The sequence below is a fragment of the Streptomyces sp. NPDC096310 genome, assembly GCF_044763125.1.
Lineage (GTDB): Bacteria > Actinomycetota > Actinomycetes > Streptomycetales > Streptomycetaceae > Streptomyces.
The window spans coordinates 1,178,824-1,204,629 of sequence record NZ_JBIWFO010000001.1 but is presented as its reverse complement, the minus strand read 5'-3'; the positions used below and the strand labels follow the sequence as shown (position 1 = coordinate 1,204,629).

Annotated in this window: 19 protein-coding genes and 3 pseudogenes; 14 read left to right on the top strand and 8 right to left on the bottom strand. The window is 69.9% G+C overall.

Annotated features, from left to right (window positions below; translation table 11 throughout):
* Positions 1-61: 61 nt before the first annotated feature.
* The 4 genes from ACIQ7D_RS04770 to ACIQ7D_RS04755 form a co-directional block, all read right to left on the bottom strand.
* On the bottom strand, positions 62-4,435 hold the full coding sequence (locus tag ACIQ7D_RS04770) for a GH92 family glycosyl hydrolase (protein WP_403933533.1): 4,374 nt from the start codon (positions 4,433-4,435) through the stop codon (positions 62-64).
* 264 nt (positions 4,436-4,699) lie between these two features.
* A complete protein-coding gene (locus ACIQ7D_RS04765; RefSeq protein ID WP_403933531.1) occupies positions 4,700-5,416 on the bottom strand; it encodes a family 16 glycoside hydrolase in 717 nt (238 codons plus the stop codon).
* The gene (wecB, locus tag ACIQ7D_RS04760; protein WP_403933530.1) at positions 5,413-6,690 is read right to left on the bottom strand and encodes a non-hydrolyzing UDP-N-acetylglucosamine 2-epimerase; all 1,278 of its coding nucleotides are present in this window, start codon (positions 6,688-6,690) and stop codon (positions 5,413-5,415) included. The genes ACIQ7D_RS04765 and wecB overlap by 4 nt, the downstream gene beginning before the upstream one ends.
* A gap of 186 nt (positions 6,691-6,876) precedes the next feature.
* Entirely contained in the window at positions 6,877-8,118 is a 1,242-nt protein-coding gene (locus ACIQ7D_RS04755) for a glycosyltransferase family 2 protein (protein WP_403933528.1), read from the bottom strand.
* A gap of 579 nt (positions 8,119-8,697) precedes the next feature.
* Between ACIQ7D_RS04755 and ACIQ7D_RS04750 the strand changes: the two genes are divergently transcribed.
* On the top strand, positions 8,698-10,560 hold the full coding sequence (locus ACIQ7D_RS04750; protein WP_403933527.1) for a DUF2334 domain-containing protein: 1,863 nt from the start codon (positions 8,698-8,700) through the stop codon (positions 10,558-10,560).
* A 124-nt stretch (positions 10,561-10,684) separates the two neighbouring features.
* Positions 10,685-11,707, top strand: coding sequence for a glycoside hydrolase family 113 (locus ACIQ7D_RS04745; protein WP_403933525.1), 1,023 nt, complete (start codon positions 10,685-10,687; stop codon positions 11,705-11,707).
* Between the two features lie 235 nt (positions 11,708-11,942).
* On the opposite strand, the gene ACIQ7D_RS04740 is transcribed toward ACIQ7D_RS04745, so the two are convergent.
* Complete coding sequence (locus ACIQ7D_RS04740; protein ID WP_403933523.1) at positions 11,943-12,491, bottom strand: hypothetical protein; 549 nt, start codon at positions 12,489-12,491, stop codon at positions 11,943-11,945.
* A 65-nt stretch (positions 12,492-12,556) separates the two neighbouring features.
* Here ACIQ7D_RS04740 and ACIQ7D_RS04735 point away from each other — a divergent pair, with 65 nt between their 5' ends.
* The gene (locus ACIQ7D_RS04735) at positions 12,557-12,868 is read left to right on the top strand and encodes a hypothetical protein (RefSeq protein ID WP_403933521.1); all 312 of its coding nucleotides are present in this window, start codon (positions 12,557-12,559) and stop codon (positions 12,866-12,868) included.
* Between the two features lie 214 nt (positions 12,869-13,082).
* Here the strand turns inward: ACIQ7D_RS04735 and ACIQ7D_RS04730 are convergent, their stop codons facing one another.
* Positions 13,083-13,538 (bottom strand): MarR family winged helix-turn-helix transcriptional regulator, encoded by a 456-nt coding sequence (locus ACIQ7D_RS04730; RefSeq protein ID WP_403933520.1) that lies wholly within the window; start codon positions 13,536-13,538, stop codon positions 13,083-13,085.
* A 193-nt stretch (positions 13,539-13,731) separates the two neighbouring features.
* Between ACIQ7D_RS04730 and ACIQ7D_RS04725 the strand changes: the two genes are divergently transcribed.
* The 4 genes and pseudogenes from ACIQ7D_RS04725 to ACIQ7D_RS04710 form a co-directional block, all read left to right on the top strand.
* The gene (locus ACIQ7D_RS04725; RefSeq protein ID WP_403933518.1) at positions 13,732-15,201 is read left to right on the top strand and encodes an MFS transporter; all 1,470 of its coding nucleotides are present in this window, start codon (positions 13,732-13,734) and stop codon (positions 15,199-15,201) included.
* A 67-nt stretch (positions 15,202-15,268) separates the two neighbouring features.
* Positions 15,269-17,110 carry a flavin-containing monooxygenase gene (locus tag ACIQ7D_RS04720; protein WP_403933516.1) on the top strand — a complete coding sequence of 614 codons (1,842 nt, stop codon included), beginning with the start codon at positions 15,269-15,271 and terminating at the stop codon, positions 17,108-17,110.
* Between the two features lie 8 nt (positions 17,111-17,118).
* Positions 17,119-18,795: an SMP-30/gluconolactonase/LRE family protein gene (locus tag ACIQ7D_RS04715; RefSeq protein WP_403933514.1), complete on the top strand. Its 1,677-nt coding sequence runs from the start codon at positions 17,119-17,121 to the stop codon at positions 18,793-18,795.
* A 297-nt stretch (positions 18,796-19,092) separates the two neighbouring features.
* Positions 19,093-19,185 (top strand): annotated as a pseudogene (locus tag ACIQ7D_RS04710) (hypothetical protein); the annotation flags it as partial.
* Positions 19,186-19,225: 40 nt separating this feature from the next.
* Here the strand turns inward: ACIQ7D_RS04710 and ACIQ7D_RS04705 are convergent.
* Positions 19,226-19,645 (bottom strand): transposase domain-containing protein, encoded by a 420-nt coding sequence (locus ACIQ7D_RS04705; protein ID WP_403933513.1) that lies wholly within the window; start codon positions 19,643-19,645, stop codon positions 19,226-19,228.
* A 934-nt stretch (positions 19,646-20,579) separates the two neighbouring features.
* On the opposite strand from ACIQ7D_RS04705, the gene ACIQ7D_RS04700 reads away from it, so the two are divergent.
* The 7 genes and pseudogenes from ACIQ7D_RS04700 (at position 20,580) to ACIQ7D_RS04670 (ending at position 25,339) form a co-directional block, all read left to right on the top strand.
* A complete protein-coding gene (locus ACIQ7D_RS04700) occupies positions 20,580-21,392 on the top strand; it encodes an SDR family oxidoreductase (protein WP_403933822.1) in 813 nt (270 codons plus the stop codon).
* Between the two features lie 26 nt (positions 21,393-21,418).
* Positions 21,419-22,312, top strand: a complete 894-nt coding sequence (locus ACIQ7D_RS04695) for a helix-turn-helix transcriptional regulator (protein ID WP_403933511.1) — start codon at positions 21,419-21,421, stop codon at positions 22,310-22,312.
* A gap of 292 nt (positions 22,313-22,604) precedes the next feature.
* Positions 22,605-23,017: pseudogene (locus ACIQ7D_RS04690) on the top strand (leucine zipper domain-containing protein); the annotation flags it as partial.
* 21 nt (positions 23,018-23,038) lie between these two features.
* Positions 23,039-23,188, top strand: coding sequence for a hypothetical protein (locus ACIQ7D_RS04685; RefSeq protein WP_403933829.1), 150 nt, complete (start codon positions 23,039-23,041; stop codon positions 23,186-23,188).
* Positions 23,189-23,533: 345 nt separating this feature from the next.
* A complete protein-coding gene (locus ACIQ7D_RS04680) occupies positions 23,534-23,695 on the top strand; it encodes a hypothetical protein (RefSeq protein ID WP_403933509.1) in 162 nt (53 codons plus the stop codon).
* A gap of 116 nt (positions 23,696-23,811) precedes the next feature.
* A pseudogene (locus ACIQ7D_RS04675) lies at positions 23,812-24,359 on the top strand (M15 family metallopeptidase); the annotation flags it as partial.
* Between the two features lie 119 nt (positions 24,360-24,478).
* Positions 24,479-25,339, top strand: coding sequence for an alpha/beta fold hydrolase (locus tag ACIQ7D_RS04670; RefSeq protein WP_403933507.1), 861 nt, complete (start codon positions 24,479-24,481; stop codon positions 25,337-25,339).
* Positions 25,340-25,380: 41 nt separating this feature from the next.
* Here the strand turns inward: ACIQ7D_RS04670 and ACIQ7D_RS04665 are convergent, their stop codons facing one another.
* Positions 25,381-25,794 (bottom strand): hypothetical protein, encoded by a 414-nt coding sequence (locus ACIQ7D_RS04665; protein WP_403933505.1) that lies wholly within the window; start codon positions 25,792-25,794, stop codon positions 25,381-25,383.
* Positions 25,795-25,806 lie beyond the last annotated feature (12 nt).

The following is a 25,806-nucleotide window of genomic DNA, read 5'->3' as shown; positions in this document are numbered from 1 at the left end:
GTGCCCGGCGTGTCCGGTGCGGGGGCCGGAGTGTGGGGCCCCCGGCCGTGGAGCGGCTCGGTCAGGGGGACGTGGTGGCCGGGGCGTCCTCCGTGACGTGTTTCGTCCCGTCGTCGTTCTTGGTGATCGTGAACGCGTCCAGGGTTTCCCCGGCCTTCTTGTCGGTCGTCGGCCGGTTGTCCCAGGTGGCGGCCACCACCGCCTCGTAACGGAGCTGGTTCGCGGAGACCGTGATGCCCTGGAAGGTCGAGGTGTGGCCGGCGCGAGTGACCTGGGTGGCCCCGTTGCGGGTCCATACGTTGTCGTCGGCGGGCGCCAGTTCGTAGTACTTCGGGCCCGATACGGCGACGGTGTAGACCGGGCCCGTGGTCACACCGGGTGTGCCGGTCGCCCTGGTGTTCATATGGCCGCGGGCGTAGACATGGTCGTGGCCCATGAGGACCAGGTCGATGTCCTGGCGTTCGAAGACCGGGAGCCACGCGTCACGGACCGGCTTCTCGTCGCGTCCTTCGGCGGCCGAGAAGACCGGCTGGTGGAAGACGGCGACGGCCCACTTGTTGGGGTTGTCCTTCAGGATCATGTCGAGCCACCGCGACTGCAGACCGAGCCAGAGTTTCTCCGGGTCGGGGCAGTTCTCCGAGCAGGACGGCAGGTTCGCCGGTGTCATCAGGTCCCTGGCGTCGCCGGTGCTGGCGTTCAGGGTGATGAAGCGGACGCCCTGGTAGTCGGTGTAGTACGCCGTCTCCGTCAGCGCCTCGGCCATGTGCGCCTCGTAGGCGGCGCGTTGGCGCTCGGCGGGGGTGTCGTTCTTCGCCGGGGTGGCCGTGGGCCCGTTGGCCGGGTACGCGAACGTCGACTTCCAGGTCTTCAGGAACCGGTCCGCGTTGTACTCGTGGTTGCCGGGCGCGGCGATCACATTGGTGGTCTGGCGGTACCCGTCCATGGCACCGAACCACTCCTCCCATTCGGCGTCGTTGCCACCGGAGTTGACGAGATCGCCGGCGTTGACACTGCCGACGGCGTCGGGGAAGCGTTCGTAGGCCTGGTCGACGACCGGTGCCCACTTCTCCGTCAGCTCGTTCTGCGCGTCCCCGAAGTAGAGGAAGGTGAACTCCTCGCCGGGTTCACGGGCCGTGGTGAAGGTGTGCACGGGGCTGAGCCGCTCGCCCGTCCCGACGCGGTACTCGTAACGCGTGCCGGCCCTCAGACCGGTCAGGACCGCCGCATGGGTACGGGTGGGAAGCCCACCGCTGATCAACTCCTCGTTGGTCACCGCCGCGGCCTTCCGCCAGGACGAGGTGGTGCCCGCCTCGCGGACCAGGGCCTCGCCCGTGGAGATCGCGCTGCCGGTGCGCCAGGTCACGGCCTGGGAGGTCGCCGGGGTGGGGGTCGGGGTGAGCACGACGCGTTCCGGGCTCGCGCCGGGCACGTCCAGCTCGGGGTCGGCGGTGAGCGCGACGTCGAAGATGTGCATGATGCCGCGGTCGGTGCCCTGGGGCAGGACGACGGACCTCACGCGCCTGGCGGGGTCGAGCACCTGCGGCACGGTGCCGAGGACGACGGTGCGCACCGTGTCCGCCGTACCGCTCACCTGGTTGCGGCCCCCGGTGACGACCAGCGGTACGTTGCCGAACTGATAGCTGGTGCCGGGTGTCCAGTCGGTCAGGCCGACCGTGACGTTCTGCGTCGAACCGTCGGTGTACTCGACGACCGCCGTGCCCTGGGCGGGGCCGTTCGTGGCGAGGCCGAGGAAGGAGATCCCGGTTGCCGCCGTGCCCTTGCCGTCGCGGCCCGCCAGGTCGACGCGCTGGCCGTGCGGGATCCAGTTGTCGGGCTCGCCGGGCTCGGTCCTCGGCCAGGTGAACTCCACGCCGGTGTCCCCGAGGGGAAGCTTCGCGCCGGGGGCGGCGCCGGCCGCCGCCAGCTTCTCGCGGGAGAGGGAGTTGCCGCCGAGGTCGAGCGAGGCCAGCTTGCCCTGGCCGTCGGGGGAGACACCGACGTCGTTACGGCTGTCACCGCCCTCGGTGTACGACGGGGGCACGTCCCCGGCCCCGGTGCCCCAGGTCTTCGGGGTGCCGCCCATGGTGAAGGAGAGGTCGCCGCCGCGCCGGGTGAACTCCTCGTCCAGCCAGGACTTGGTGGTCGCCCGGCCGTTGACCTTCAGGCCGGTGATGTACGGCTTGCCGGTGGTGGCTCCCGGCGCCCTGACGGTGATCTCGCGTCCGGTGCCCGCGCTGTCGATGGTGATCCGGTCGAACATCGGGGAACTCAGCACGAGATGGGCGGTGCCGTAGACCGACGGCGACATGCCGAGGCCGGCCCAGACGTACCAGGCGCTCAGCGCGCCCAGGTCGTCGTTGCCCGGCAGGCCCGAGGGCGTCGTGTCGTACATCTCGTCGACCGCGCGGCGCAGCACGTCGGTGGTCCGGTGCGGCTGCCGCAGCCAGTTGTACACGTACGGCATGGAGAAGCTGGGCTGGTTGCTGAGGTAGGCGCCCTTCGTGTTGTACACGCCCGCGTCCAGGGAGGCGGTGTGCTCGTCCAGGTCCCTGGTGACGGCCTCGATGCCACCGCGCTTCTCGATCAGAGTGCCGATGTTGTGCGGCACCATCCAGCCGTACTGGTAGCCGGTCGCCTGCTCGAACTGGTTTCCCCGCTCACCGAGGTTGAAGGCGCGGTCGAAGCCGCCACGGTCCCGGGGCCGTATCCGCCCGCTCTCCGGGTCGAGGACGTTCTGCCAGTTCTGGGCGCGCGCCATGAACCGCTCACGCGTCCCGCTGTCACCGAGCCGCCGGGCGAGCTGGGCGATGGCGAAGTCGTCGATGGCGTACTCAAGAGTTTTGGAGGTGGCGGAGTCCCCCTTGCGGTTCTCGACGAAACCGGCGCTGAAGTACTGCTGGGCGTGTGCGCGCCGGGTGGTGTCGGCGGGCAGCGACTGCGTTCTCACCATCGAGTCGAGAGCGGCCCGGCGGTCGTAGCGCGTGCTGCCGAAGGCGTCGACGGAGGACAGGATCACCTGGAGCGAGTCGCCGCTCATCTTCTGCTGGGACTGGTTCAGATGGGGCCAGTTGGGCCAGGTGCCGGTCTGTCGCACCATGTCCACGATGGACTGGTTGATGTCGTCGCCGACCTTCGGGAAGAGCAGGGCGACGAGTTGCGACTGGCCGCGGTACATGTCCCAGCCCGCGTAGGTGACGTAGTGGTGCCGGCCGCGTGCGACCCTGCGTACGGTGCCGTCGTGGCCCAGGTACTGGCCGTTGCTGTCGTCGGCGGTGTTCGGATGCAGCAGCGCGTGGTAGAGCGCGGTGTAGAACTTCACCCGCTCGGACTTCGTACCGCCACGGGCGTCGACCGTGCCCAGCGCGTCCTTCCACACCCGCGCGGCCCCTGCCCGCACGGTGTCGAAGGAGCGGCGGCCGGTCTCCTCGGCCGCGTTCTCGGCGGCGTTCGCCACGCTGACATAGCTCAGACCGGTCCTCGCGGTGACCTCGGAGCCCCGGGGGAAGACCAGATACGCGCCGGCGCCGTGCCTGCCCTCGCCGCCGCGCGCTCCGGTCGCGCCGGCGGTCACCTGGCCGCCCTGCCAGGTGCCGTACGACGTGAACGGTCGGTCGTAGGTCGTCGAGAAGTAGGCGCGGTAACGGCCCCCTTCGTCGCACACCGAGGCCGTCTCCACCCAGCCGCTGACCGTACGGCCCCGGACGGTGACCTCGCTGTCGAAGACCCGGTTGTTCGAGCCGGCCACGTCCAGGATCAGGGTCGAACTCCCGCTGTCCCCGGCCGGGAAGCCGAAACGGCTGACCGCCGTGCGGGTCGTCGCGGTGAGCTCGGTGTCCACGCCGTTGCCGAGACCGACCTTGTAGTAACCGGGCGTCGCCGTCTCGTCGCCGTGGTCGAAGTCCAGGTGGTACGAGCCGATCCCGGACGCCGGGCTCGTCGGGAGTGCGCCGTCCTTGAGCGATCCGGTGTAGGGCAGCACGGGGAAGTCGAAGGCGCTGAACCGGCCTTCGCAGCCGGTGCCGGAGAGCCGGGTCATCCCGAAGCCGCGGATCTTGTCGGCGGTGTACTCGTACCCGCCCTTCTGGTCGCCGTCGCTCGACCGGTACGTCGTCGGGCTCGACTGGACCATGCCGAACGGCACGGTGGCACCCGGCCAGGTGTTGCCGTACGCGCTGTTGCCCTTGTTCTGCCCCGTGTCCAGCTCCGTGCCGATGAACTGGTCGACCGCGTCGTAGGCGCTCACCTCACGGCCGGAGCCGCCGGAGCCCCGGGACTCGGTGGCGGTCCGGGCGACGGCGGTGGCCGGGGCGAGTCCGGCGACGAGCGCGCCGGACAGCAGCGCGGCCAGCGCGGCGGTGCGCAGGCGGCCGGCTCCGGACGGCGGCCGATGCCCCCGCACCGATGGGCCGCGGGCGGCCCGGGTCGAGTCCCGCATGGCGGTGTTCCTCTCGGTTCGTGCCGGACGGTGATCCGTGACCGCGGGCGCACCCGGGTCCATATCGCGCCTGACAACGTTGTCGCACGGTCTTCCGACCTGCGCGGTCCCACTGTGCTCGGCACAGTTTTCCCTCAGTGATCAGTTGAGGGAAGGCTCGGACAACGAATCGTCGTCCGCCGGTCAACTCGAAGTGATAGAGAGGCGGCCTCAGTTGACCGGGAACACCCGGGCCTCGCGGATCGCCGGAGTCTGTCCGGGCGGTCATCCCTCCGGTTCGGCGATCGTGATGTCCCGGAACTCCACCCGCGCGTCCTCGGTGTAGCCGCCCACACTCCCCTCCGTGTAAGCGCGTTCGGTGTCGGTGAACGCGACCACCTCACGTCCGTCCACCAGCACCGTCATCCGCGGGCCGCGCTGCCGCACCCGGATGTCCGACCAGTCGCCGACGGGGAACGGCGGCGTACCGGTGGCCAGGAACCGCTGCCCGCCCCGGTATTCGGGGTCCCGTTTGCCCAGCTCCCAGCCGTTGGGCTTGAGCGCCAGATAGTAGAAGTGCTCCGGGTCGGTGTAGGCCCAGACCAGCCAGGCCACTTCCCAGGGGTTGGGTTCCGGTGTGCGCAGTTGCTCGACGGTACGCATCCGCGCCCGGTAGTCCAGTCGCTCGTACCGTGCGGTGGAGACCACCAGGCAGGCGTGGGTACGGTCGCGCTCACGGGCCGCGCGCGGGGTGAGCGTGAGTTCGTCCACCCCGCCGCTGTTGCCCCCGTAACCATGGAACACCGAGCGCCAGGGGCCGTGCACCGTGCCGTCCTGCCAGGACTCGACGGAGGGGGCGCGCCGCTCCTCGTCCCACAGGCCCGCCAGCACCACCCCGCCGGTCGCCAGGACGGCGAAGGCCAGTACCAGGCCTCCGGCCCAACGCCAGTCACGCCACTGCCGGTTGCCCGGACTCCGGTCGCTCCACCGCACGGTCCTCATGCCGCCGGATCGTACGTGCCGGCCAGGGCGGAGCGCCCCGGCGCCGTACCGCCGCCGAAGTCCTCGGTGAGGCGGGCGACGATACGGTCGGCCGCCCGGCCGTCGCCGAACGGGTTGCCCGCCCCCGCCATCCGCCGGTACTCCTCCGGGTCGTCGAGCAGACGGCCCGCGGCGGCGAGGATCGCGTCCGGATCGGTGCCCACCAGCCGGGCGGCCCCCACCTCCACCGCCTCCGGGCGTTCGGTGGTGGTCCGCAGCACCAGGGTCGGCTTGCCCAGGCTCGGGGCCTCCTCCTGGAGCCCGCCGGAATCGGTCAGGACCAGGTCGCAGGCGGCCAGGGTGGCGGCGAAGTCCAGATAGTCGAGCGGATCGACCACCCGCACCCCCGGATGGCCGGCCAGCGCGGGTAAGAGGGCCTCGCGCACCGCCGGGCTGCGGTGCAGCGGCAGGACGATCTCCACATCGCCCCGGTCGGCCAGGCGGCGCAGCGCGGCGCCCATCGCGCGCATCCGGTCCCCCTGGTTCTCCCGGCGGTGCAGGGTCAGGAGCACCCGCCGGTCGTCGGTGCGGAACGCGCTGCGCCCCGCGCCTTCCGCCAGCACCCACAGCAGATTGTCGACCACGGTGTTGCCCGTGGTCATCACCTGCTCGTCGGGGACGCCCTCGGCCCGCAGGTGGCCGGCGGACCGGGTGGTGGGGGCGAAGTGCCAGCGGGCCATCCGTCCGATCAGCCGGCGGTTCAGCTCCTCGGGGAACGGGTTGTCGAGCACCCCGGTGCGCAGGCCCGCCTCGACATGGGCCACGGGGGTGCGCTCGTAGAAGGCGGCCAGCGCGCCGCACAGCGCCGTGGTGGTGTCGCCCTGGACCACCACCAGTTCGGGGCGCTCGGTCCTGATCACGGTGGCGAGCCCGTCCACGAGCCGGGCGGTCAGCTCCGAGAGCCGCTGCCTCTCACGCATCACCGCCAGGTCGGTCTTCACCCCGACCCCGAGCAGGCCGAGCATCTGCTGGAGCATCTCGCGGTGCTGACCGGTGGTCACCACCATCGGCTCGAAGAGGGTGGAGGCGGCCATGGCCCGGATCACCGGGGCCAGTTTGATCGCTTCCGGCCGGGTGCCGAGGACGAGCATGGTGCGTACGGTCCCGGGCGTGCCGGGTCCGATGTCCGGGGCGGTGGTGGCAGCGGTGGCGGTCGTGGCAGCCGTGGAGGCGGTGACGGCCGTCGCCGCCGTGACGGCCGCGGAGGAGGACAGGGGCCTGCCTGATCTGGACATGGGTCTCCCTTGGCTGGGCGAGCGGAAGGAGCACGAACGGGACAAGAGGCACAGCGGTGTTACTCGTGTTTCTGGTGGCACGAGAGGCGGCGGTGGTACGAGAGGCACACTGGTGTCGCTGGTGGCACGGGAGGCGCTGGTGGCACGGGCGTACGGTGCTCGGTCAGGCGCGGTGCGGCACGCGGTTCAGCTGCGGGCGGTCTTGAGCCAGGTCCGTTTGCCGGTGACGGTCCGCCACAGCCCCCACCAGCCGGACGCGAACCATATGTAGCCGTAGATCACGAAGACATGTCCGAGCAGCGCCGCGTGGAGCGCGCCGAGCGACCGCTCGCGCCGCCGGTACACGAAGCCGTAGATCCAGGCCGCGGTGAACGACAGCAGATACGGGCCGAGGAACCACATCGTGGAGACCTGCGCGTGGCCGGTCATGAGGGACCCCGCGACCGTACCGAACACGGCGACCAGGAAGGAGAGCGGCAGCAGCGAGGTGAGCAGGATCAGCACCGGGCTGGACAGGTGGTAGATCAGGTCCATCGCCGCCCGGCCGGGCACCTCACGCAGGATCAGCGGCACCAGGTTGGCCGACTGGAGGTGTCCCTGGAACCAGCGGGAGCGCTGGCGGATCAGCCGCCGCAGGTTCAGTACGGCCTGCTGGGAGACGGCCGCCGTGGTGCAGTGCTGGTTGGTCCAGCCGCGGGCGATCAGCCGCACACCGAGGTCCAGGTCCTCGGTGAGGCTGTCGCTCCACGGGGCCTCGCCCAGTGTGTCGAGCGCGGACAGCCGCATGAACTGTCCGTTGCCGCCCATCCCGACACTGCCGATGAAGCGGCGGGCGCTCTGGAAGATGTCGCCGTACACGACGAACTCCATGTCCTGGAGCCGGGCGAGCAGGCCCTCCCGCCGGTTGTACATCCGTACGCCGATCTGGGTGGCCCCGGTCATCGGGTCGTTGAAGAACGGGTCGACCGCGTCGATGACATGCTGGTCCAGTCGGCCGTCCGCATCGACCACGCAGACGATGACATCGCCCGGGTCCCGGTCGCCGAGGAGGCCCGAGGCGCGCAGCAGACGTACCCCGTCGTTGAGCGCCGCGCCCTTGCCGAGCCGGGCGTTCGGCAGCCGGCGCTGGTGGAGCCAGACGCGTTCCGGGTCCGCGGCGCGTGCTATCTCGGGTGTCCGGTCGTCGGAGGCGTCGTCGATGACCAGGGCGACGCAGTTCCCGTCGGGCAGTGCGGTTATTCGCGCGAGGCTTTCCGCCAGCACCATCTCCTCGTTGAGACAGGCGAGCAGAAAGACGTAGAAGCGCTGCTCACCGGAGTCGGGGCGGTACGGCACCTGACGGCGGGAAAGCAGGAAGAGCGCGAAGTTGTACGTGCCCGCCATCGCGATGAGGGCGATGCTGGCCCATATCAGGACCTCCCCGATCACGACCGGTCCACCGCTGTCCGGTCGCGTGCCACCGGAACACCGCGATCAGCCGCGGGAAGCCCGGCGCGTAAACGCAAACGAGCCACCAACAGGCCGAAAACAATCAGGCAGTACAACAGGAAACCCGCCCCAGCGGCCGCCTGCAAAGCCCTGGCCAGCGGAATTCCAGGCATCGCCTCGGGTGCGGCCGCCAGGCCCACCAAGGGCAGGGCTGAGCCCAGAACTGACCTACCATACATCGGTCCCCCACATTCAACTGGGCGCAGGAGTGGCGGGCGCTCCCCAACGGAACCGCCTCTGCGCGCTTACGGAAAGTACCAGACGCATCACCCCGGCAGCACCCCCGGGGGAGGACTCGTCGGCGGAAATCACATGTCTGGATTTTCTCCCCAGAGGCCCCATTGACAGTCGGCCGGAATGGTCAGAAGAATCACCGGCCTGTCGAGCTCATTAATCCCGCCTGTGGAATTGCACGACGGGCCGGACAGGATCATCGCATCGATTGTCGGCCATGATCCGCCGATGCCTCAGCTCCTTGTTCCACGTAATGCGGGGTCCAAATCGAGGGGGGTACAAAGCATGAGTGAACCCTGGAGAAGAGCACGGTCGGCCTGGCTGGCCGTGCTCGCTCTCGCGATCGCCGCCTTGGTCGGCGGCGGCCTGCTGGCACCGGCGACCGCGGCCGACCGGGACGGCCGTGGGGACGCCGACCGGTCGGCGTCACACGGTTCGTCCACCGGTGTGCGCGCCGGCGAACTGAAGGGCTGGGCGGCGGCGCAGCGGGCCGCCGACGCGGAGCGGAGGGCCGCCAAGAGCGCGCGTCCCACCGCCGAGAACCGGACAGCGAAGCTGCCGAAGCGCCTGGCGTCGGCCACCGGCCGGCAGGCCCGCACCGCACCGCGCGCCGCCGAGCCCGGCGAGGCGAAGACACTGGTCCTGTACGACACCGCGGGCCCGTTCGGGCACCTCGGTGAGTTGTACGCGATGGGCGTGGCGAACCTCGGCGGCCACTTCGGCACTGTGACCGCCAAGCCGGTCCAGGAGTACACCCCGCAGCTGATGGAGGCGTTCGACGCCACCGTGTACATCGGCTCCACGTACTACGGCGAGGAGATCCCGGACGCCGTGCCGGAGGACTTCTACCTCGACACGCTGCTGTCCGAGCGGCCGGTGATCTGGATCGGCGAGAACATCTGGAACATGGCGAACTCCATCAGCCTCCAGGAGTTCCAGTACCGGTACGGCTGGGACCCGACGTCCTCCTTCTACGAGACGGACGGCAGCGTCGGCGAGATCAGCCGGGTCGACTACAAGGGCCAGCAGCTCACGCGGAAGATCCCGGTGGGCCAGGACGCCGGGGTGCTGCACCCTCACATCACGGCCGCCGCGGGCGATCCGCAGGTGACCGAGGTGGCGCAGGCGGTGGACACGGCCGGGGGTACGACGAAGTCCTCCCCGTGGGCGATCCGTTCGGGCAATCTGACGTACGTCGGTGAGATCCCCTTCACCTATGTCTCCGAGACGGACCGCGTTCTCGCCTTCCAGGACATGCTGTTCGACGCGCTGGCGCCCCAGACGGCTGAGCAGCACCGCGCGATGGTGCGTCTGGAGGACATCACTCCGCTGTCGGACGCCACCAGCATGCGGGCGATCGCCGACTACCTGAAGTCGAAGAACATCCCGTACGGCATCAATGTCATTCCGGTGTACAGCGACCCCAAGGGCGTACAGAACAACGGTGTGACGCGTACGGTCCGGCTCTCCCAGCGTCCGGCGCTGGTGAACACCCTCAAGTACATGCTGGCCAACGGCGCGGTGCTGATGGATCACGGCTACACGCATCAGTACGGCAACGCGGACAACCCGTACAACGGGCTGAGCGCCGACGACTTCGAGTTCTTCCGGGCCCATGTGGACGCCACCGACACGGTGATCTACGACGGTCCCGCGACGGAGGACTCCGCGGAGTGGGCGCAGGGCCGGGTCACCGCCGCACTCGCCGAGTTCGCGCGGGTCGGGCTCCCGCGGCCCAGGCTGTGGGTCACCCCGCACTACGCGGCCTCGGCCACCGACTACCGGGTGTTCGCGCAGAACTTCGAGGCGAGGATGGAGCGTCCGCTGTACTTCGCGGGCACGCTGTCCGGCCAGCCGTCCGATTCCAGCCGTTACCTCGGGCAGTTCTTCCCGTACCCCGTCACCGATGTCTACGGCTCGAAGGTGCTCCCGGAGAACCTGGGCAGCTACGAGCCGGACGCCCACAACAACAACCCGCCCCGGCTCGCGGCCGACCTGGTCAAGAACGCCAAGGCCAATCTCGCCGTGCGGGACGGCTTCGCCAGCTTCTACTACCACCCGTACCAGCCGGTGGAGCCGCTACGGGAGACCGTCGAGGGCATTCTGGCGCTGGGCTACACCTTCGTCAGCCCGGAGAGCCTGATCTGACCGGGGCCGCTCCTGCCCCACGTACCACGTAGCACCGTTCACACCCCGTGCCGTTCCCGGCCCGCACCGAGCGGGCCGGGAGCGGCACGGCTGTCCGGGCCCTGCCCGAGGAAGGCGTGTTCCGATGAGAGCACTGAGGCGGACGACCGCGACCCTGGCGGCGACGGCGACCGCCGCCGTCGCCGTACTGACGGGTTGCTCGGCGGGCGGGGACTCTCCCGGGCAGCGGATACGGGGCATCACACTGCCCGCCTGGGACACCGGCGACTACGGCCGGCCCGAGGCCCCGGCCTATCTGCGGCAGATCGCCGGCACCGGGGCCCGGTGGGTGGTGTTCACCCCTACCTGGTACCAGGACGGAACCGGCCGGGCCGCGATGCGCCCCACCGAGGAGACGGCGGACGACGCCGGAGTGCGGCGGATCGTCGGCCTGGCGCACGCCGCCGGGCTGAAGGTGATGCTCAAGCCGCATGTGGACCTGGTGAACGGCGAGGACCGGGCGGGTATCCGGCCCGCCGACAAGGACGCCTGGTTCACCGCGTACGAACGCTTCATCACCCATTACGCGCGGCTGGCCGCCGAGTTGGACGTGGAGCAGTTCGCGGTCGGTACGGAGCTGGCGGGCACCTCCGGCGAGCGGCGGCGCTGGCGCGCCGTGATCGCCGCGGTGCGCGAGACCTATGACGGCACACTGACCTATGCGGCCAACTACGACGAGTACGCCGCCATCCGGTTCTGGACCTCCCTGGACCTGATCGGCATCGACGCCTACTGGCCGCTGGCGAAGTCCGCCACGGCCGATCCCGCCCGGCTGGCGAAGGGCTGGCGCCCCGTGGTCACCGAACTCGCCGCGTTCGCCGCACGGCAGGACAGGAAGATCCTTTTCACCGAGGCCGGTTATGTCAGCCAGCACGGGGCCGCCGCGGAGCCGTACTCCTGGACCGTCAGCGAGCGCGCCGACAACGACGAGCAGGCGGCGGCCTACGAGGCCCTGCTGACGGCGTTCGACGACGAGCCGTGGTGGGCCGGGGTGTGCTGGTGGATGTGGGACGACTGGCCGGACAGCGGCGAGACGGAACGGCGGCTGGCCTACACCCCGCACGGCAAACCCGCCGAGCAGGTGCTGCGGCGCTGGTGGCGGGATTGACGCGGACGGCCACGCCCCGGCTCGGGGGCACGGCCGTCCGCGTCACCCCGGAGAAGACCTAGGAGACCTGTACGGGTGAAGGGATCGGGCCGGAGCGGTTCCATCACGGTGGCGCCTCCCGGCAGCCGGTAAAACGCGTTCAGGGTGAGCCCGGCCCGTCCGGCGAGCCGGGCGTACTCCGCCACCGAGCGCTTCCGGCCGCCCAGCAGGGCCATCATGCGCAGATGGTGCGAGGTCAGCCGGCGGGTCTCGGCCAGGTCCTCGGCGGGACCACATGCCGGACGCCCGACCAGTCGTACCCGGTGCCGATACCCCGGGTGGACTGGGAGACCCGGGCCATCAGCCGGGCGAAGGACTCGGTCCTGGCGGGGGACGCGCCCGGGTCCGCCCAGAACGGGGCGCCGTGGACCTTCTCGTGGACGGGGGTTCCGGAGCGGACCTCGTCCACCAGGTACGGGAAGGTGGTGTCGAGCCGGCCGGCCACCTCGTCGGCGTCCAGCCACTGCCGCGGATTGGCCGGGTGGCCGGAGAGGAGTTCCCCGGCCAGTTCGGTGAGCGCGTACCTGCCGGGTTCCGGCTCGGTGAAGATGTCCCGGCAGGTGAGGAAGCGCAGCAGCCGGGCGAGGGCCTGGGGGGCGGCGCCGGCCGCCTCGGCCAGGTCGGGCAGCCGGGTGTGTCCGGCCGCGATGTGGTCGGCGGGGCGGGCGCGCGGTTCGGCGCTGCCCGCGTAGTTGCCGTCGGCGATCCACCGCGGGAGACCGGGCCCTCGATGAACCGCTCGCACAGTTCACGGACCCAGCGCCGGTCGAGCGTGAAGGTGGGCGCGTAGAAGGCGACGTATTCGAAGGGGTGGCGGGCGTAACTGTCCCGGACGTAATCGATGACAGCGTCGACGCTCATACGCCGTTCGCGGAGACCGAAGATCTCCGGGACTTCGCAGAACTCGCAGCCGACCGGGCATCCCCGGGCCGCCGGTACGACGAGTTCACGCCGGAAGGGTATGCCGCAGAATTTATGCTCCTCCTTGGCGTAGAAGCGGTCGTAGTCCTGGTAGGGAATTTCGTCGACATCGGGCAGGGTCCACTCCTCGGGAGCGAGCCGGTCGCCGTGGCCGCCGGGTTCGAGCCAGTTCTCGCCGTGCCGTACCGCGACGCCGGGTAATCCGGCCACAGGGGCGATTTCGGGACCGGATTCCGCGAGGCTGTTGACATGGTGCGCGACTCCGCACTCGTAGTCCCCGGACTGCACGACGGCGTCCAGGTCGAACTGGCGGAAACAGCCGGGGTTGAGGCTGGAAAGCCGGCCGAAGGTGATCAGCCGGCTCTGCGGGGAAAGCACCCGGGCGTACTCGCTGAATCGCGCCGGTCCAGTGCCGTCAGGGGCGGGGCCAGGGCCGGCCGGCGAGGCGTTCGATGTCGGTGTTGAAGCGTTTGAGGTAGGCGGCGAAGGCGGCGATGTCCTCCTCCGGCCAGTCCGCCATGACCTGGGCCAGGGAGCTGACGATGCCTTCCCGCTCCTCGTCGAGTACGCGCGCGCCCTCCGGCGTGATGCGGAACTTGCGGGCCATGCCGCCGTCGGGATCCGGGATGCGCTCCACCAGCCCGGTGCGCATGGTCGCGGCCGTCTGCCGGTTCAGGGTGGAGGCGTCGAGCCCGAAGGCGTCGCTGAGTTCACCGATGGACATCGGCCCCTGCATACGGATCCGGCTGAGCAGGATGTAGGCGCTGCGCTCCAGTACGGCGCCTTGGCGTCGTCCGCCTCTCTGGTTCAGGAACGTGTGGCGGCTGAGCAGCATCTGCTCGTACTCGATCTCGTGCGTGGCCCCGACCATGCGTATGTCGCCTCCTGCCTTTCTGCCGGGTCATTGTCGCACCGCCCGCGGCCGGCCGTGCTCCAGCGTCCCGCACTCCATGCACCGTGCACACGATATGCTGAATGCACATCATATGTATGATGCAAAAGCTTGTCTCTCCCGTGCTCGCCCGTCGCACCTTCATCAGTTGCACAGTCAGAGGAGTCCCCTGATGGACGCCCCACAGCCCGTATCCCGCTCGGGCGGCGTGGTCGCCACACTGGCGCTCGCCGGTACCACGGCGGCGATCATGCAGACGCTGGTCACCCCGCTCATCGCGGAACTGCCGCGGATCCTGCACACCACGGCGTCGAACGCCACCTGGGTGATCACCACCACCCTGCTCGTGGCCGCCGTGTGCGTGCCGGTCGTCGGCCGTCTGGGCGACCTGCTCGGCAAGCGCCGCATGCTCCTCGCGTGCTCGGTGCCGCTGATCGTGGGCTCGGTGGTGTGCGCGCTCTCGTCGTCCGTCGTCCCAATGATCATCGGGCGCGGTCTCCAGGGCATGGGCATGGGCATGGTGCCGCTGGGCATCGCCCTGCTGCGCGATGTCGTGCCGACGGAGAAGCTCAGCTCGTCCATCGCGCTGGTGAGCGCCTCGATGGGGATCGGCGGCGGTCTCGGCCTGCCGATCGCCGCCGCGGTCGCCCAGTACGCGAACTGGCGGGTGCTCTTCTGGGGCGCCGCCGTGCTGGCCGCCGCGATCGCCGTACTGATCTGGTTCCTGATCCCGGGCGTGCCGGCCGCCGCCAAGGGGCAGCGTTTCGACGCGCCCGGCGCGCTCGGCCTCGGCGCCGGCCTCGTCTGTCTGCTGCTCGCCATCTCCAAGGGCGCCGACTGGGGCTGGGGTTCGGGGACCACGCTCGGCCTGTTCGCCGCCGCGGTCGTACTCCTGGTCGCCTGGGGCTGGTGGGAGGTGCGTACCACCGACCCGCTGGTCGACCTGCGCACCACGGCCCGGCCGCGGGTACTGCTCACCAACGTCGCCTCGGTCTTCGTCGGCTGCGCGATGTACGCCAGCATGCTGGTGATGCCGCAACTGCTCCAGTTCCCGGAGGCCACCGGTTACGGCCTGGGCCAGTCGATCCTCGCGTCCGGTCTCTGGATGGCGCCCGGTGGCCTGGTGATGATGGTCGTCTCCCCGCTCGGCGGCAAGCTGACCAACGCCTGCGGACCGAAGGTCACCCTGGTCAGCGGCGTCCTGGTCATCGCCGCGGGGTACGGTCTTTCCCTCCTGCTCATGGGGTCCGCGTGGGGGATCATGGTGGCCATCATGGTGATCAACAGCGGTGTGGGCCTGGCCTACGGCTCCATGCCGGCCCTCATCATGAGCTCCGTACCGCTCTCGGAGACCGCCGCCGCGAACAGCTTCAACACCCTCATGCGCTCGCTCGGCACCTCGGTCGGCGCCGCCGTGATCGGCCTGGTCCTCTCGCAGATGACGATCGGCGCCGGCGGTCACACCCTCACCTCGGAGAGCGGCTTCCGCACGGCCCTGCTGATCGGCTGCGGCGTCGCCCTGGTCTCCGCCGCGATCGCGGCCGTCATCCCGGCCGTCCGCCGGCTCACCGGCGACCCGGACAAGGCCCCCTCGGCCCCCTCCGCCCCCGAGTCGCGCAAGGCCGCCGCCGTCGAGGCGTGAACGGCCGCGCCGTGCCGACCCGGTGCGGCGGAACGTTCTTCATTTCCCCGGAGAGGAAGCAGATCGTATGTCCACCCCCCACATCCCGTCCGGCACCTCGCCCGACCCCGCCCCCGAGGACCGGCCGGAGGCGGACTTCGAGCCGGACGCCCTGCGCGCCCGCTACCGCGCCGAACGCGACCGCAGGATCCGCCCCGAGGGCAGCGGCCAGTACCGGCGTGTCGACGGCGAGTTCGGCTACTACGCCGACGACCCCTACACGGAGCGGACGGTCGAGCGCGCGCCGCTGACCGACCGGGTCGATGTGCTGGTCATCGGCGGAGGTTTCGGCGGTCTGCTCGCCGGAGCCCGTCTGCGCCAGGCCGGCGTCGAGTCGATCCGGGTGGTCGAGAAGGCCGGGGACTTCGGCGGTACGTGGTACTGGAACCGGTATCCGGGCATCCACTGCGACATCGAGTCGTACGTCTATCTGCCCCTGCTCGAAGAGGTCGGCTACCTCCCGAAGTGGAAGTACGCCCCGGGAGAGGAGATCCGGCAGCACGCGCGGGCGATCGGACACCACTTCGACCTCTACCGCGACGCCTGTTTCCAGACCCAGGTGACCGAACTGCGCTGGGACGACGCAGCGTTGGAGTGGATCGTCGGCACGGACCGCGAGGACCGCATACGGGCCCGCCATGTGGTGATCTCCAGCGGCACCCTCAGCCAGGCGAAACTCCCCGGCATCCCCGGGATCGAGACCTTCAAGGGGCACACGTTCCACACCAGCCGCTGGGACTACGCCTACACCGGCGGTGACGCGGACGGGAACCTGCACAAGCTCGCGGACAAGCGCGTGGCGGTCATCGGCACCGGCGCGACCGCCATCCAGTGCGTGTCCCACCTCGGCGCCGCCGCCGAGCACCTGTACGTGTTCCAGCGCACACCGTCCTCCGTCGACGTACGGAACAACCGCCCGACGGATCCGGAGCTGGCAGGGTCGCTGACTCCCGGGTGGCAGCGGCGGCGCAGGGACAACTTCCTCGCGCTCGTCACCGGCGGCCGGGTGGACGAGGACCTGGTGTCCGACGGCTGGACCAGCAGCGCCCGGCTCCAGCAGAAGCTCATCCCCACCAGTGCCTACGACGAGGTCCCGGCGAAGGAGCGTGAACGCCTCTACGAGATCGCCGACTTCCAGAAGATGAACGAGATCCGGGCCCGGGTGGACGCGGTCGTCGAGGACCCGGCGACGGCCGAGAAGCTCAAGCCCTGGTACCGCTACATGTGCAAGCGGCCCACGTTCAGCGACACGTACCTCCAGACGTTCAACCGGCCCAATGTGACCCTCGTCGACACGGCCGACAGCCATGGCGTCGAGCGGATCACGGAGAGCTCCGTCGTGGTCGGCGGGACGGAGTACGAGGTCGACTGCGTCATCTTCGCCACCGGTTTCGAGGTCGGCGTCTCGGGGGCGCTGTCCGGCAAGCTCCCGGTGTACGGCCGGGGCGGCGTGGCCCTGACCGAGTCCTGGCGGAACGGCCCCAGGACGCTCCACGGCTTCTACAGCCACGGCTTCCCGAACTTCTACCAGCTCGGCCCGCTCCAGAACGCCAGCGCCGTCAACTATGTGCACATCCTCGACGAACAGGCGGTCCATGTGGCCGAGGTCGTCGCGGAGGCCCGCAGGCGTGACGCCCGCTACGTGGAGCCGACCGAGCGGGCCGAGGCGGACTGGGTGGCCACGATCCGGGCACACGCGCCCGACCTGTACGCGTTCCAGGCCGAGTGCACCCCTGGCTACTACAACAACGAGGGCAGGCCCAGGGAGCGGAGCGAGTCGTACGGCGAGGGGCCCGTCGCCTTCCACGCGCTGCTCAAGCGCTGGCGCGAGGACGGCGGCATGAGCGATGTCGTTGTCGGTGCCAAGTGAGCGGCGGGGTGGGAGAGAGGGGCGGGACGGAGACCGCGCGGCCCCATCGGTACGACCGGAGCGGCCGTCGTGAGGCGGCCACGAGCAGCCGGTGGGATGCCCGCAGGCTCAACCTGCCCAATCCGCTGTGGGGTTCGAACGGGATCTCCTTCGGACCCGACGGACGGCTGTACGCGGCCCAGTTCCTGGCCGGTCAGATCAGCGCCGTCGACACCGCCACCGGGGAGGTGGAGGTGGTGGTGCCGATGGACGGCCCCGTCCAGTCCCCGGACGATCTGGCCTTCGGGGCGGACGGGTCGATGTACATCGCCGACCTGGTGCCCGGCCGGGTGTGGCGCCGTACCCCCGAGGGCGCGTACAGCCTCGTCTCCGAGGAGGTGAAGGTGCCCAACGGCATCACCTGCGTCGGCGACCGGCTGTTCGTCAACGAGATGAAGATGAACGGCCGCCTCCTGGAGCTGTTCCCGGACGGCCGGGACCCGGTGGTGCTGGCCGAGGGGCTGGCCCTCGGCAACGCGATGCAGATCGGCCCGGACGGCTGTCTGTACTACCCGCACATGATGACCGACCAGGTGTGGCGTGTCCCGGTCGACGGCGGCGCGCCGGAGGTCGTCGCGGAGAACGTGCACGAACCGGTCGCCGTCCGCTTCGACCGGGGCGGCACCCTGCACGTCCTCTCGCGCGGCGCGGCCGGCATCGTGACCCGTCTCGACCCGCACGGGACCGGCGCCCGCTCGATCGTCACCAGCGGTGTCGTCGGGCTGGACAACGCGGCGTTCGACGCGGAGAACCGGATGTTCGTCTCCAGCTTCGCCAGCGGCGGAGTCACGGAGATGCACCCCGACGGCCGGACCCGGGAGATCGTACGCGGGGGTCTCGACGGCCCGTTCGGGGTGACCGTCGACCTCGGCGGCACGGTGTACGCGGCCGACCACTACCGTCTCGCGAGCCCGGAGACCTCCGGCGACGATGAACCCGCCGGGGGCCCGGGCGACGAGCGGCCGGGCGGCGTGACCACGCACGGTCTGCTGCTCTTCTGCCACGGTGTCACCGCCGACCGGGGGCTCCTGCACCTCACCTCGCAGTACGGGCAGGTGCAGACCCACGATCCGGAGCGCGGGACGACCCGGGTACGGGCCACCGGGCTGGACCAGCCGCTGGGCATCGCCGCCGGGGCGGACGGCACCCTCGTCGTCGCCGAGGCGGGGGCCGGCCGGGTCCTGGCCATCGACGGGGCGGACACCGTCACCGTACTGGCGGAAGGGCTCGAACACCCGGTGGACGTCGCCCTCGACGCCGAGGGGCGCTGCTACGTCAGTGACGACCGGCTCGGCGCGGTGCTCCGGATCGAGGACGGCCGGACGGTGACCGTCGCGGACGGCCTCGGCGCACCCCAGGGGCTGGCGGTGCTGGGCGCCGAACTGTTCACGGTGGAAACGGCGCACCGGCGGCTGCGGGCCGTCTCCCTCACCACGGGAGAGACCCGGATCGACGCCACCGGTCTGGCGGTGGGGCCGCCGCCCGGGGTGACCCGTCGTACCGAACCCGCCCTGCACGTCGAGGGCATGCCCGGCGTCCCCCGCATGTTCGCGGGCCTCGCCGTCACGCCGGACGGCGCCCTGCTCCTCTCGGCCAACGGCGAGGGCACGGTCGTACGGCTGACCCCGCGCTCCGGCGGCTCATGACGGGGTGACGACGCCGGACCGGAAATGGGGGGGGGTGGCCTGGGAGCGGGCCGCCCCCCATCTGTGTGCCCGGGTCGGCCGAGGGACCTGGCCAGATGGGCGGCGGCGCCGCCCTGCGGCTGGCTCACGAAGCCGTCCTCCCGATGTCCCCATGCCCCGATGTCCCCGATGACTCGCCGGGCGCGGGCGCCATCGCGTCTCGGCCGACCACCCAGCACCGAGCGCCCTTGCGGGACAAGGGTGTAGGGGCCACGTGGCGCTGAACGCCACCACGGCTTTGAGCACTAAAAGCGCGAGATCAGACGCACAGAGCTGGCCGAGCGGATCCGTTACTTCTTCGACTGCTCCGGCCGGACGTACGGCTCGCCGAGGATCACGCTCGATGTGTGGGAGGAAGGCTGGCAGGTGTCGCAGAACACCGTCGCCGAGATCACGGCCGAACTGGGTCTGCCGATACCAGCCGCAGCCCCCGATACCAGGCTCCCGGCGTCGCCGGGAGGGCCACAGGTCGGCAGACCCGGGCGAACAACGCCTTCAACGGCTCCGCCCCCAGCCGCAGCCGGGCCCGTCCGATCGCCCCGCTGGTAGGCACCCGCCACGTCTTCGACCAGCGGCGTTCCCGTTCCAGCCCCTGGGTGAGGAGACGTCCGACCTCCTCGTATCCCTGCCCCGAGAACAGGCACATCGCCAGCACGAAATACATCACCACCCGAGCCGGGAGCAGACGCCTGCGTTCCTCGGTACGTCCGCACTCCGCCACCACCTCATCCACCAGCCCCGGCGGAAACGCACGCGTGAGAACTCCCAGGGCGATGCGATCCGAAAACCGATCACCCTCAACAACCTTCACCTGTCCGGGCCTTGGCACACCAACTCAACGAGCCAGCACCAACAAAGTATCCCTCGACACGCTGCCCCAACGGGCTGCCACCGCCTACGTGCGCGGGTTGCTCGTCACCGCTGGCATCCTGCTGCCACGCGATGAGAATCTCGCCCTGCTCACCAACTGGGTCGCGCGGACCGTGGCCGAACTTCCAGCGCGGCATGCCCATCTCGTTCGTCCGTTTGCCGAGTGGCACATCATCCGCGACGCCCGCCGACGCTCAGCCCGGGGCCGTTACACCTACGCCGCACACAAAGGCGACTGCGGCAACGTGCTCGCCGCCATCGACTTCCTGAAGTGGCTCGACTCTCAGCACCTGAGCCTCCGTCGACTCCAGCAGCCACATCAGGACACCTGGGCGACCGACAGGCCAACACTGCGTTCCCGTTCCATCCCCTTCCTTCGCTGGAGCACCGCACGACGCCTCTGCCCGCCCGGTCTGAGCATCGAGCACCCAGCCTCGCAACTCCCCGGCCACTTTCAAGCGGAGGACGAGGCCCGAAGCGAGCTGTTGCGTTGCTCCAACGACACCGCGTTGCCCTTGGACGTCCGCGTGGCGGCTGCTCTCGTCCGTCTTTACGCCCTTCCTCCGACCCGCATTGTCGAGCTCACCGAGGACCACATCAGCCGCGACCCGGAGCACACCTACCTGGCGGTTAACCAGCACCCTTTCGTGCTCCCGCCGAAGCTCGTCAGCGCACCAGGCAAGGGGGGCTCTCACAGTACCCGTATCACCAGGGTCTCCCAGACGTCCAAAACGCCTGTCAACCTGGTCGAGTCGAAAGCGCCGACAACACTCCATGGACACGCACTGCGGCTTTACCCTCATCAGTTCAATTCAGCTGCCCCGAATGTGCGACCGTGTCGGCGCATTCTTCCGCGACAGAAGGGACGGAGACCAATGGCGGACAACCAATTCACCACTCACACAGAACTTTTCGATCTGAGTGGGAAGTACGCCCTTGTCACTGGCGGCACCAGGGGCATTGGGATGATGATAGCGCGCGGCCTTCTCCAGGCGGGCGCCCGCGTCGTTATCAGCTCACGGAAGGCAGACGCGTGCGCGGAGGCACAGCATCTATTGTCCGAATTCGGCGACGTTCGAGCAATTCCCGCCGACCTGTCCAGGCGCGACGAGTGTCAGCGCCTCGCTGATCTTGTCAAGGTCGACTCGGAATGCCTGGACATCCTTGTCAACAACGCGGGAGCGATGTGGCGCGAGCCGCTGGCGACGTTCCCGGACGAGGGCTGGGACGCAGTGATCGACCTCAACCTCAAGTCGCCGTTCTGGCTCGTGCAGGCGCTGCTCCCCGCACTTCGCAGGGCGGGCACCGCCGATGATCCCGCGCGGATCATCAACCTCGGCAGTATCGCCGCCATCCACGTCGCCCCGGCGCCCAACTACTCGTACGCCAGCAGCAAGGCGGCACTCCATCAACTCACCAGGGTGCTTGCCAGGGAGCTGGGCCCACAGCACGTCACGGTGAACGCGGTAGCACCGGGAGTGTTCCCGTCACAGATGGTGGCATCCTCCCTCGATGCCATGGGCGACGCGATCACGGCGGCTGCCCCTCTGCGCCGGCTCGGCCGCGACGACGACATGGCGGGTATCGCCGTGTTTCTCGCCAGCCGGGCTGGGTCCTACCTCACGGGCGCCATCATCCCGGTGGACGGCGGCATCGCGACGACCGCAACGGGTATCCCAACGGTGTGACTGCGGAACGGATGTACGGTGAGGGGATGACCATGGTGGATCTACGCACCGAGATCCGGGAGTTTCTCAGATCGCGTCGCGCCCGCATCGCACCCGAGCAGGCGGGCCTGCCCGCTTACGGCGGCAACCGTCGAGTCAAAGGCCTGCGCCGCGAGGAGGTAGCGCTACTGGCGGGGGTATCGGTCGACTACTACGTGCGCATGGAGCGCGGCAGCCTCGCCGGTGCCTCCGATGGCGTGCTCGACGCGTTGGCCTCTGCCTTGCAACTCGACGAGGCCGAGCGCGACCACCTGTTCCACCTCGCGCGCCAGTCCAAGGTGCCCCGCGGCCCACGCCGGCGTAGGACTGCCATGACGGTGCGCTCGACGCTGCAGCAGGTGCTCGACGCGATCTCCGATGCGCCGGCCTGGATCAGTAGCGGCCGTCATGACGTGCTCGCCATGAATCAACTCGCTCGCGCGCTGTATTCACCGGTGCTGGCCGACCCGCGACGGCCCGCGAACGCAGCGCGGTTCGTCTATCTGAGCCCCGCGGCGGCCAGAGATTTCTTTGTCGACTACGACCGAATTGCCGGTGACGTGGCCGCGAAGCTACGCATGGAAGCCGGCCGCAATCCGCACGACGAGGAGCTGATCGCCCTAGTCGGCGAACTGTCAACGTGCAGTGAGCTATTTCGGCAGCGGTGGGCATCTCAGGACGTGCGGCTGCACCGGTCCGGCCGCAAGCGTGTGCGCCATCCGATCGTGGGCCGGCTCGACTTGGACACCGAGACCCTGGAATTGCCCACCGAACCCGGCCTGCACCTCAACGTCTACACCGCGCCTGCGGGCACACCGACCGCTGACAATCTAGCGCTCCTGGCGTCGTGGGCGGCCACCCAACAGACGCTGGCGACCGAGCTCGAAGCACACAACGGATAGTCCAACCCCTTCAGCCGTACTGGTCAGCGGACCATGACGTGTGGCAACAATCTGCGGGCCATGGCCGTCGCGCCCGGCGGTGTCCACGCCGCCGCTCCCGGCGCTCCGGCCGCCTCAGTCACCATGCCGACCAATTGCATCCACCACATTCGAAGGCGAGCAACCGAGTTCCTGCTCCGACCGCCGTGGACCGGCCGTCCCCGGCACCTCCCCGACCGCTACATGACATCCAGGTCGTCGTCGGCACCCACCCGGCACGGCGTTCCCCCGTCACTGTCTTTCGGCAGGCGGCTTGCTGGTCAATCGTGTCCGCTGCGGGCGTCCGGGTCGCTCACGTGGCCGCGGAGACGGGAATCTCGCGCCCCCACCGCTCACCCATGGTTGCGCCGGTGGCGGGCGAAGGGCGAAGCGGGTCTGCGCGACCGCTCCAGCCGACCGCACACGACCCCGCGCAGCACCGCAGAAGGAGGCCCGCGTCAGTCGGCTACAGCAGACGTGGAAGCTGCGGCCCGTGCGCATCGGCCCGATTCCGGGCCTGGCAACCTGAACCGTGTACCCGGTCCCTGCCCGTCACGGTCTCAACCGCCTGGCCTGGCTGGACCGACCGGAGAAGCCCGCCCGCCGCTACGAACGGCCCGGCCAGGCGGATCCATCCCTGTCGACATCAAGAAACTCGGCAACATTTCCGTCGGCGGCGGACACCGGACCTTCGACCACCGCCGGGCGATGGACAACAAGCTCGCCACCACCGACCAGCACAAAAGCCCCAAACCGGTGATCGGCTACCGCTACATCAACCATTGGCTGCCGCCCCTCCTGAGCGGCGCCGCCGCTGCCCCGGGCGACTGCGCGTTCCCGACCGGGACCGCGCAGTGATGCATGCCCAGGGACTGTTCAGTCCGTGTTCAAGATCCGGCGCCATTGTTCACTTCCATCTGGAACCACTGCCGCACGGCTGGGACTCGATCGTGTTCAAGGGCTACGAACGCGGCGTCCAGCCCTCGGGCGGGCGGTGGCAGAAGCTGGGCATCGCGCGAAGCCTGTACCGGGACGCGCCGTTCCTGCTCGTCGACGAGCAGGCCTCCGCGCTCGATCCGCACGCGGAGATCGCCGCGTTCGAGGGGCTGTGGTCGCTCGCCGGGGAGGACCGGGCGGTGGGTCACGCACCGCCCGGCGGCGACCGCGAAGGCGGACCGCATCTACGTCCTCGACCAGGGCCTGGTGGCCGAAGAGGGAACCCACCAGGAACTGATGTTCCTTCAGTGCGGGCTGTACCGGGGCATGTTCACCGTCCAGGCCGCCCCGTACGGACTCACCGCGCCCGGCACGCCGGTGCCCGCGACCCGCCGCCCGCCCCGGCCCGTCCCGGAGGACGCCTCGTGACACGCCGGCCACCCGGCCCCGCGGGGTACCCGCGACGATGCGCGGTTCCCGCTGTCGCGTACGGTCGCTTCCTTCGGCACCCGAGACGGGGAGAACGAGTGAGCAGCATCGTGTTGATGTCCGACCCGAGGGTGGCCGCGATCGCGCTCCGCAAGTGCGGCGAGGACCTGGTCGACATCCGTACGCACGGCATCCTGACCGACCCGCGCAAGCACGACGCGGCCGGGGCCTTCGCCCATGTGCGGCAAGGGGTTCTCACTCGGCTGCTGCACGCCGAGTCGCTGCTCCCTGCCGGGACCCGCCTGCTGTTCGTGGAGGGGTACCGGCCGCCGGCCCTGCAGAGAAGGTATTTCCAGGAGTACTCCGAGGGGCTGGCCCACGCGCATCCCGACTGGCGAGCCGCCCGGATACGCGAGGCGGCCAGCCGTTATGTCTCGCCCCCGGAGATCGCGCCGCACTCCGCCGGAGCCGCCGTCGACGTCACGCTCGTCGGTGACGGGGGCGACGAGCTGGACATGGGTACGCGGATGAACGCCGACCCGAGGAGTCGGGCGGCGCCTGCTACACCGAAGCACCCGGCATCGGCGACCGGGCCAGGGTGAACCGGGCCATCCTCATCGCCGCGCTGTCCGGTGCCGGGCTGGTCAACTACGCGACCGAGTGGTGTTCCCAGTCAAGTTCTTCTGTTCAGAAGCGGTAGGCCCTTCGAAGGGCTCGCAGGATTGGTGCACCAGGTCGCTTATTCCCTGGCGGGTTATCGCGCCACCTGCAAGCATCCCGCTCATGCTGACCTTCAACGTGCCCGACGGGACCCGCCTCGCCTACCACCGAAAAGGCTCGGGGGGTGACCAACCGCTCGTCTGCATCCCCGGCGGGCCGATGATGCGCTCCGCCTACTTCGGAGACCTCGGTGGGCTGACCGCGCACCGGGAGCTGGTGCTCCTGGACCTGCGCGGCACGGGAGACTCGGCCAAGCCCGCAGACCTCGCGGGCTCCCGGGTGGACCGGCAGGCCGATGACATCGAGGCGTTGCGCGTCGCCCTTGGACTGCAGCAATTGGACCTTCTCGGCCACTCGGCCGCTGGTGACCTCGTGCTGGCCTACGCGGCCCGCTACCCGGAGCGGGTGCGCTCGCTCATCCTGGTCTGCGCGCGGGCGCGGACTGCCGGGATCGACTTCCCCGTCGAGCGGCGTCGCGAGGCGCTGGAGCTACGCCGGGAGGAACCCTGGTACGAGGAGGTCCAGCCGGCCTTCGAGCGGGCCGTGTCCGGAGAGGCGAGCAACGCGGACTTCGTGCTGCTCGACCGCCTGTCCTACGGGCGTTGGGATGCCACCGCGCAGGCGCACGCCGCCGCGTGTGAGGAGTGGTTCGAGGAGGAGGCGGCGAACGCCTACCTGGCCCCGAGTGCCTTCGACGGCGCGGACGCCGCCCGCGCCGTATTGGCTGAACTGGATGTGCCCGTCCTGGTCGTCTCCGGTGAGCTGGACGGTTCCCCGCGTCCGGACTCCGCCGCCGAGGTGGCTGGGATCTTCCCGCGCGGTGAGCACATCGTCCAGGCGGGTGCCGCGCACAGCCCGTGGGTGGACGGTCCGGACGACTTCGTCCAGACCGTCATCAAGTTCCTGGCCAGGGAATACCGGTAAAGAGATGTCCTGGACCTGTGGTCGGCGGGGACGTCTGGCGGTCATCCTTCCTTCGGCTGCAGGCGGACGACATTGTTCGGTGCTTCCTCCGAGCTCTCGTTCAGGTTGTGTCCCTGGCGGGTGAGGACGGCGTTCGCGAGCGCGAGCTGAGTGACTTGGTGCCGGAGTGCCGTGATTTCGGCCTTCTGCGCGGCAACGGTTTCCTTCAGGTCGGACACAGCCTTGCGGAGCCGCTTTTCCGATTCCGGGGGTTGCTTCGTCTCGGTGCGGACGCGCTCGTAGAACTCTGCCTTCAGGTCCGCATGGCGCTTCTGGAGGGCCATGCGGTGAACACCGGCTTCGGCCGCGAGAGCGACAACGGTCAGTGAGCCGTCGGAGGCTGTGGGCTGGCCGGTGAGTAGCCGGTCCATGGCGGCACGGATGCGCGTCCGCTCGTCGGTGGATTGCTCGGTCACGACAGGTCCTCG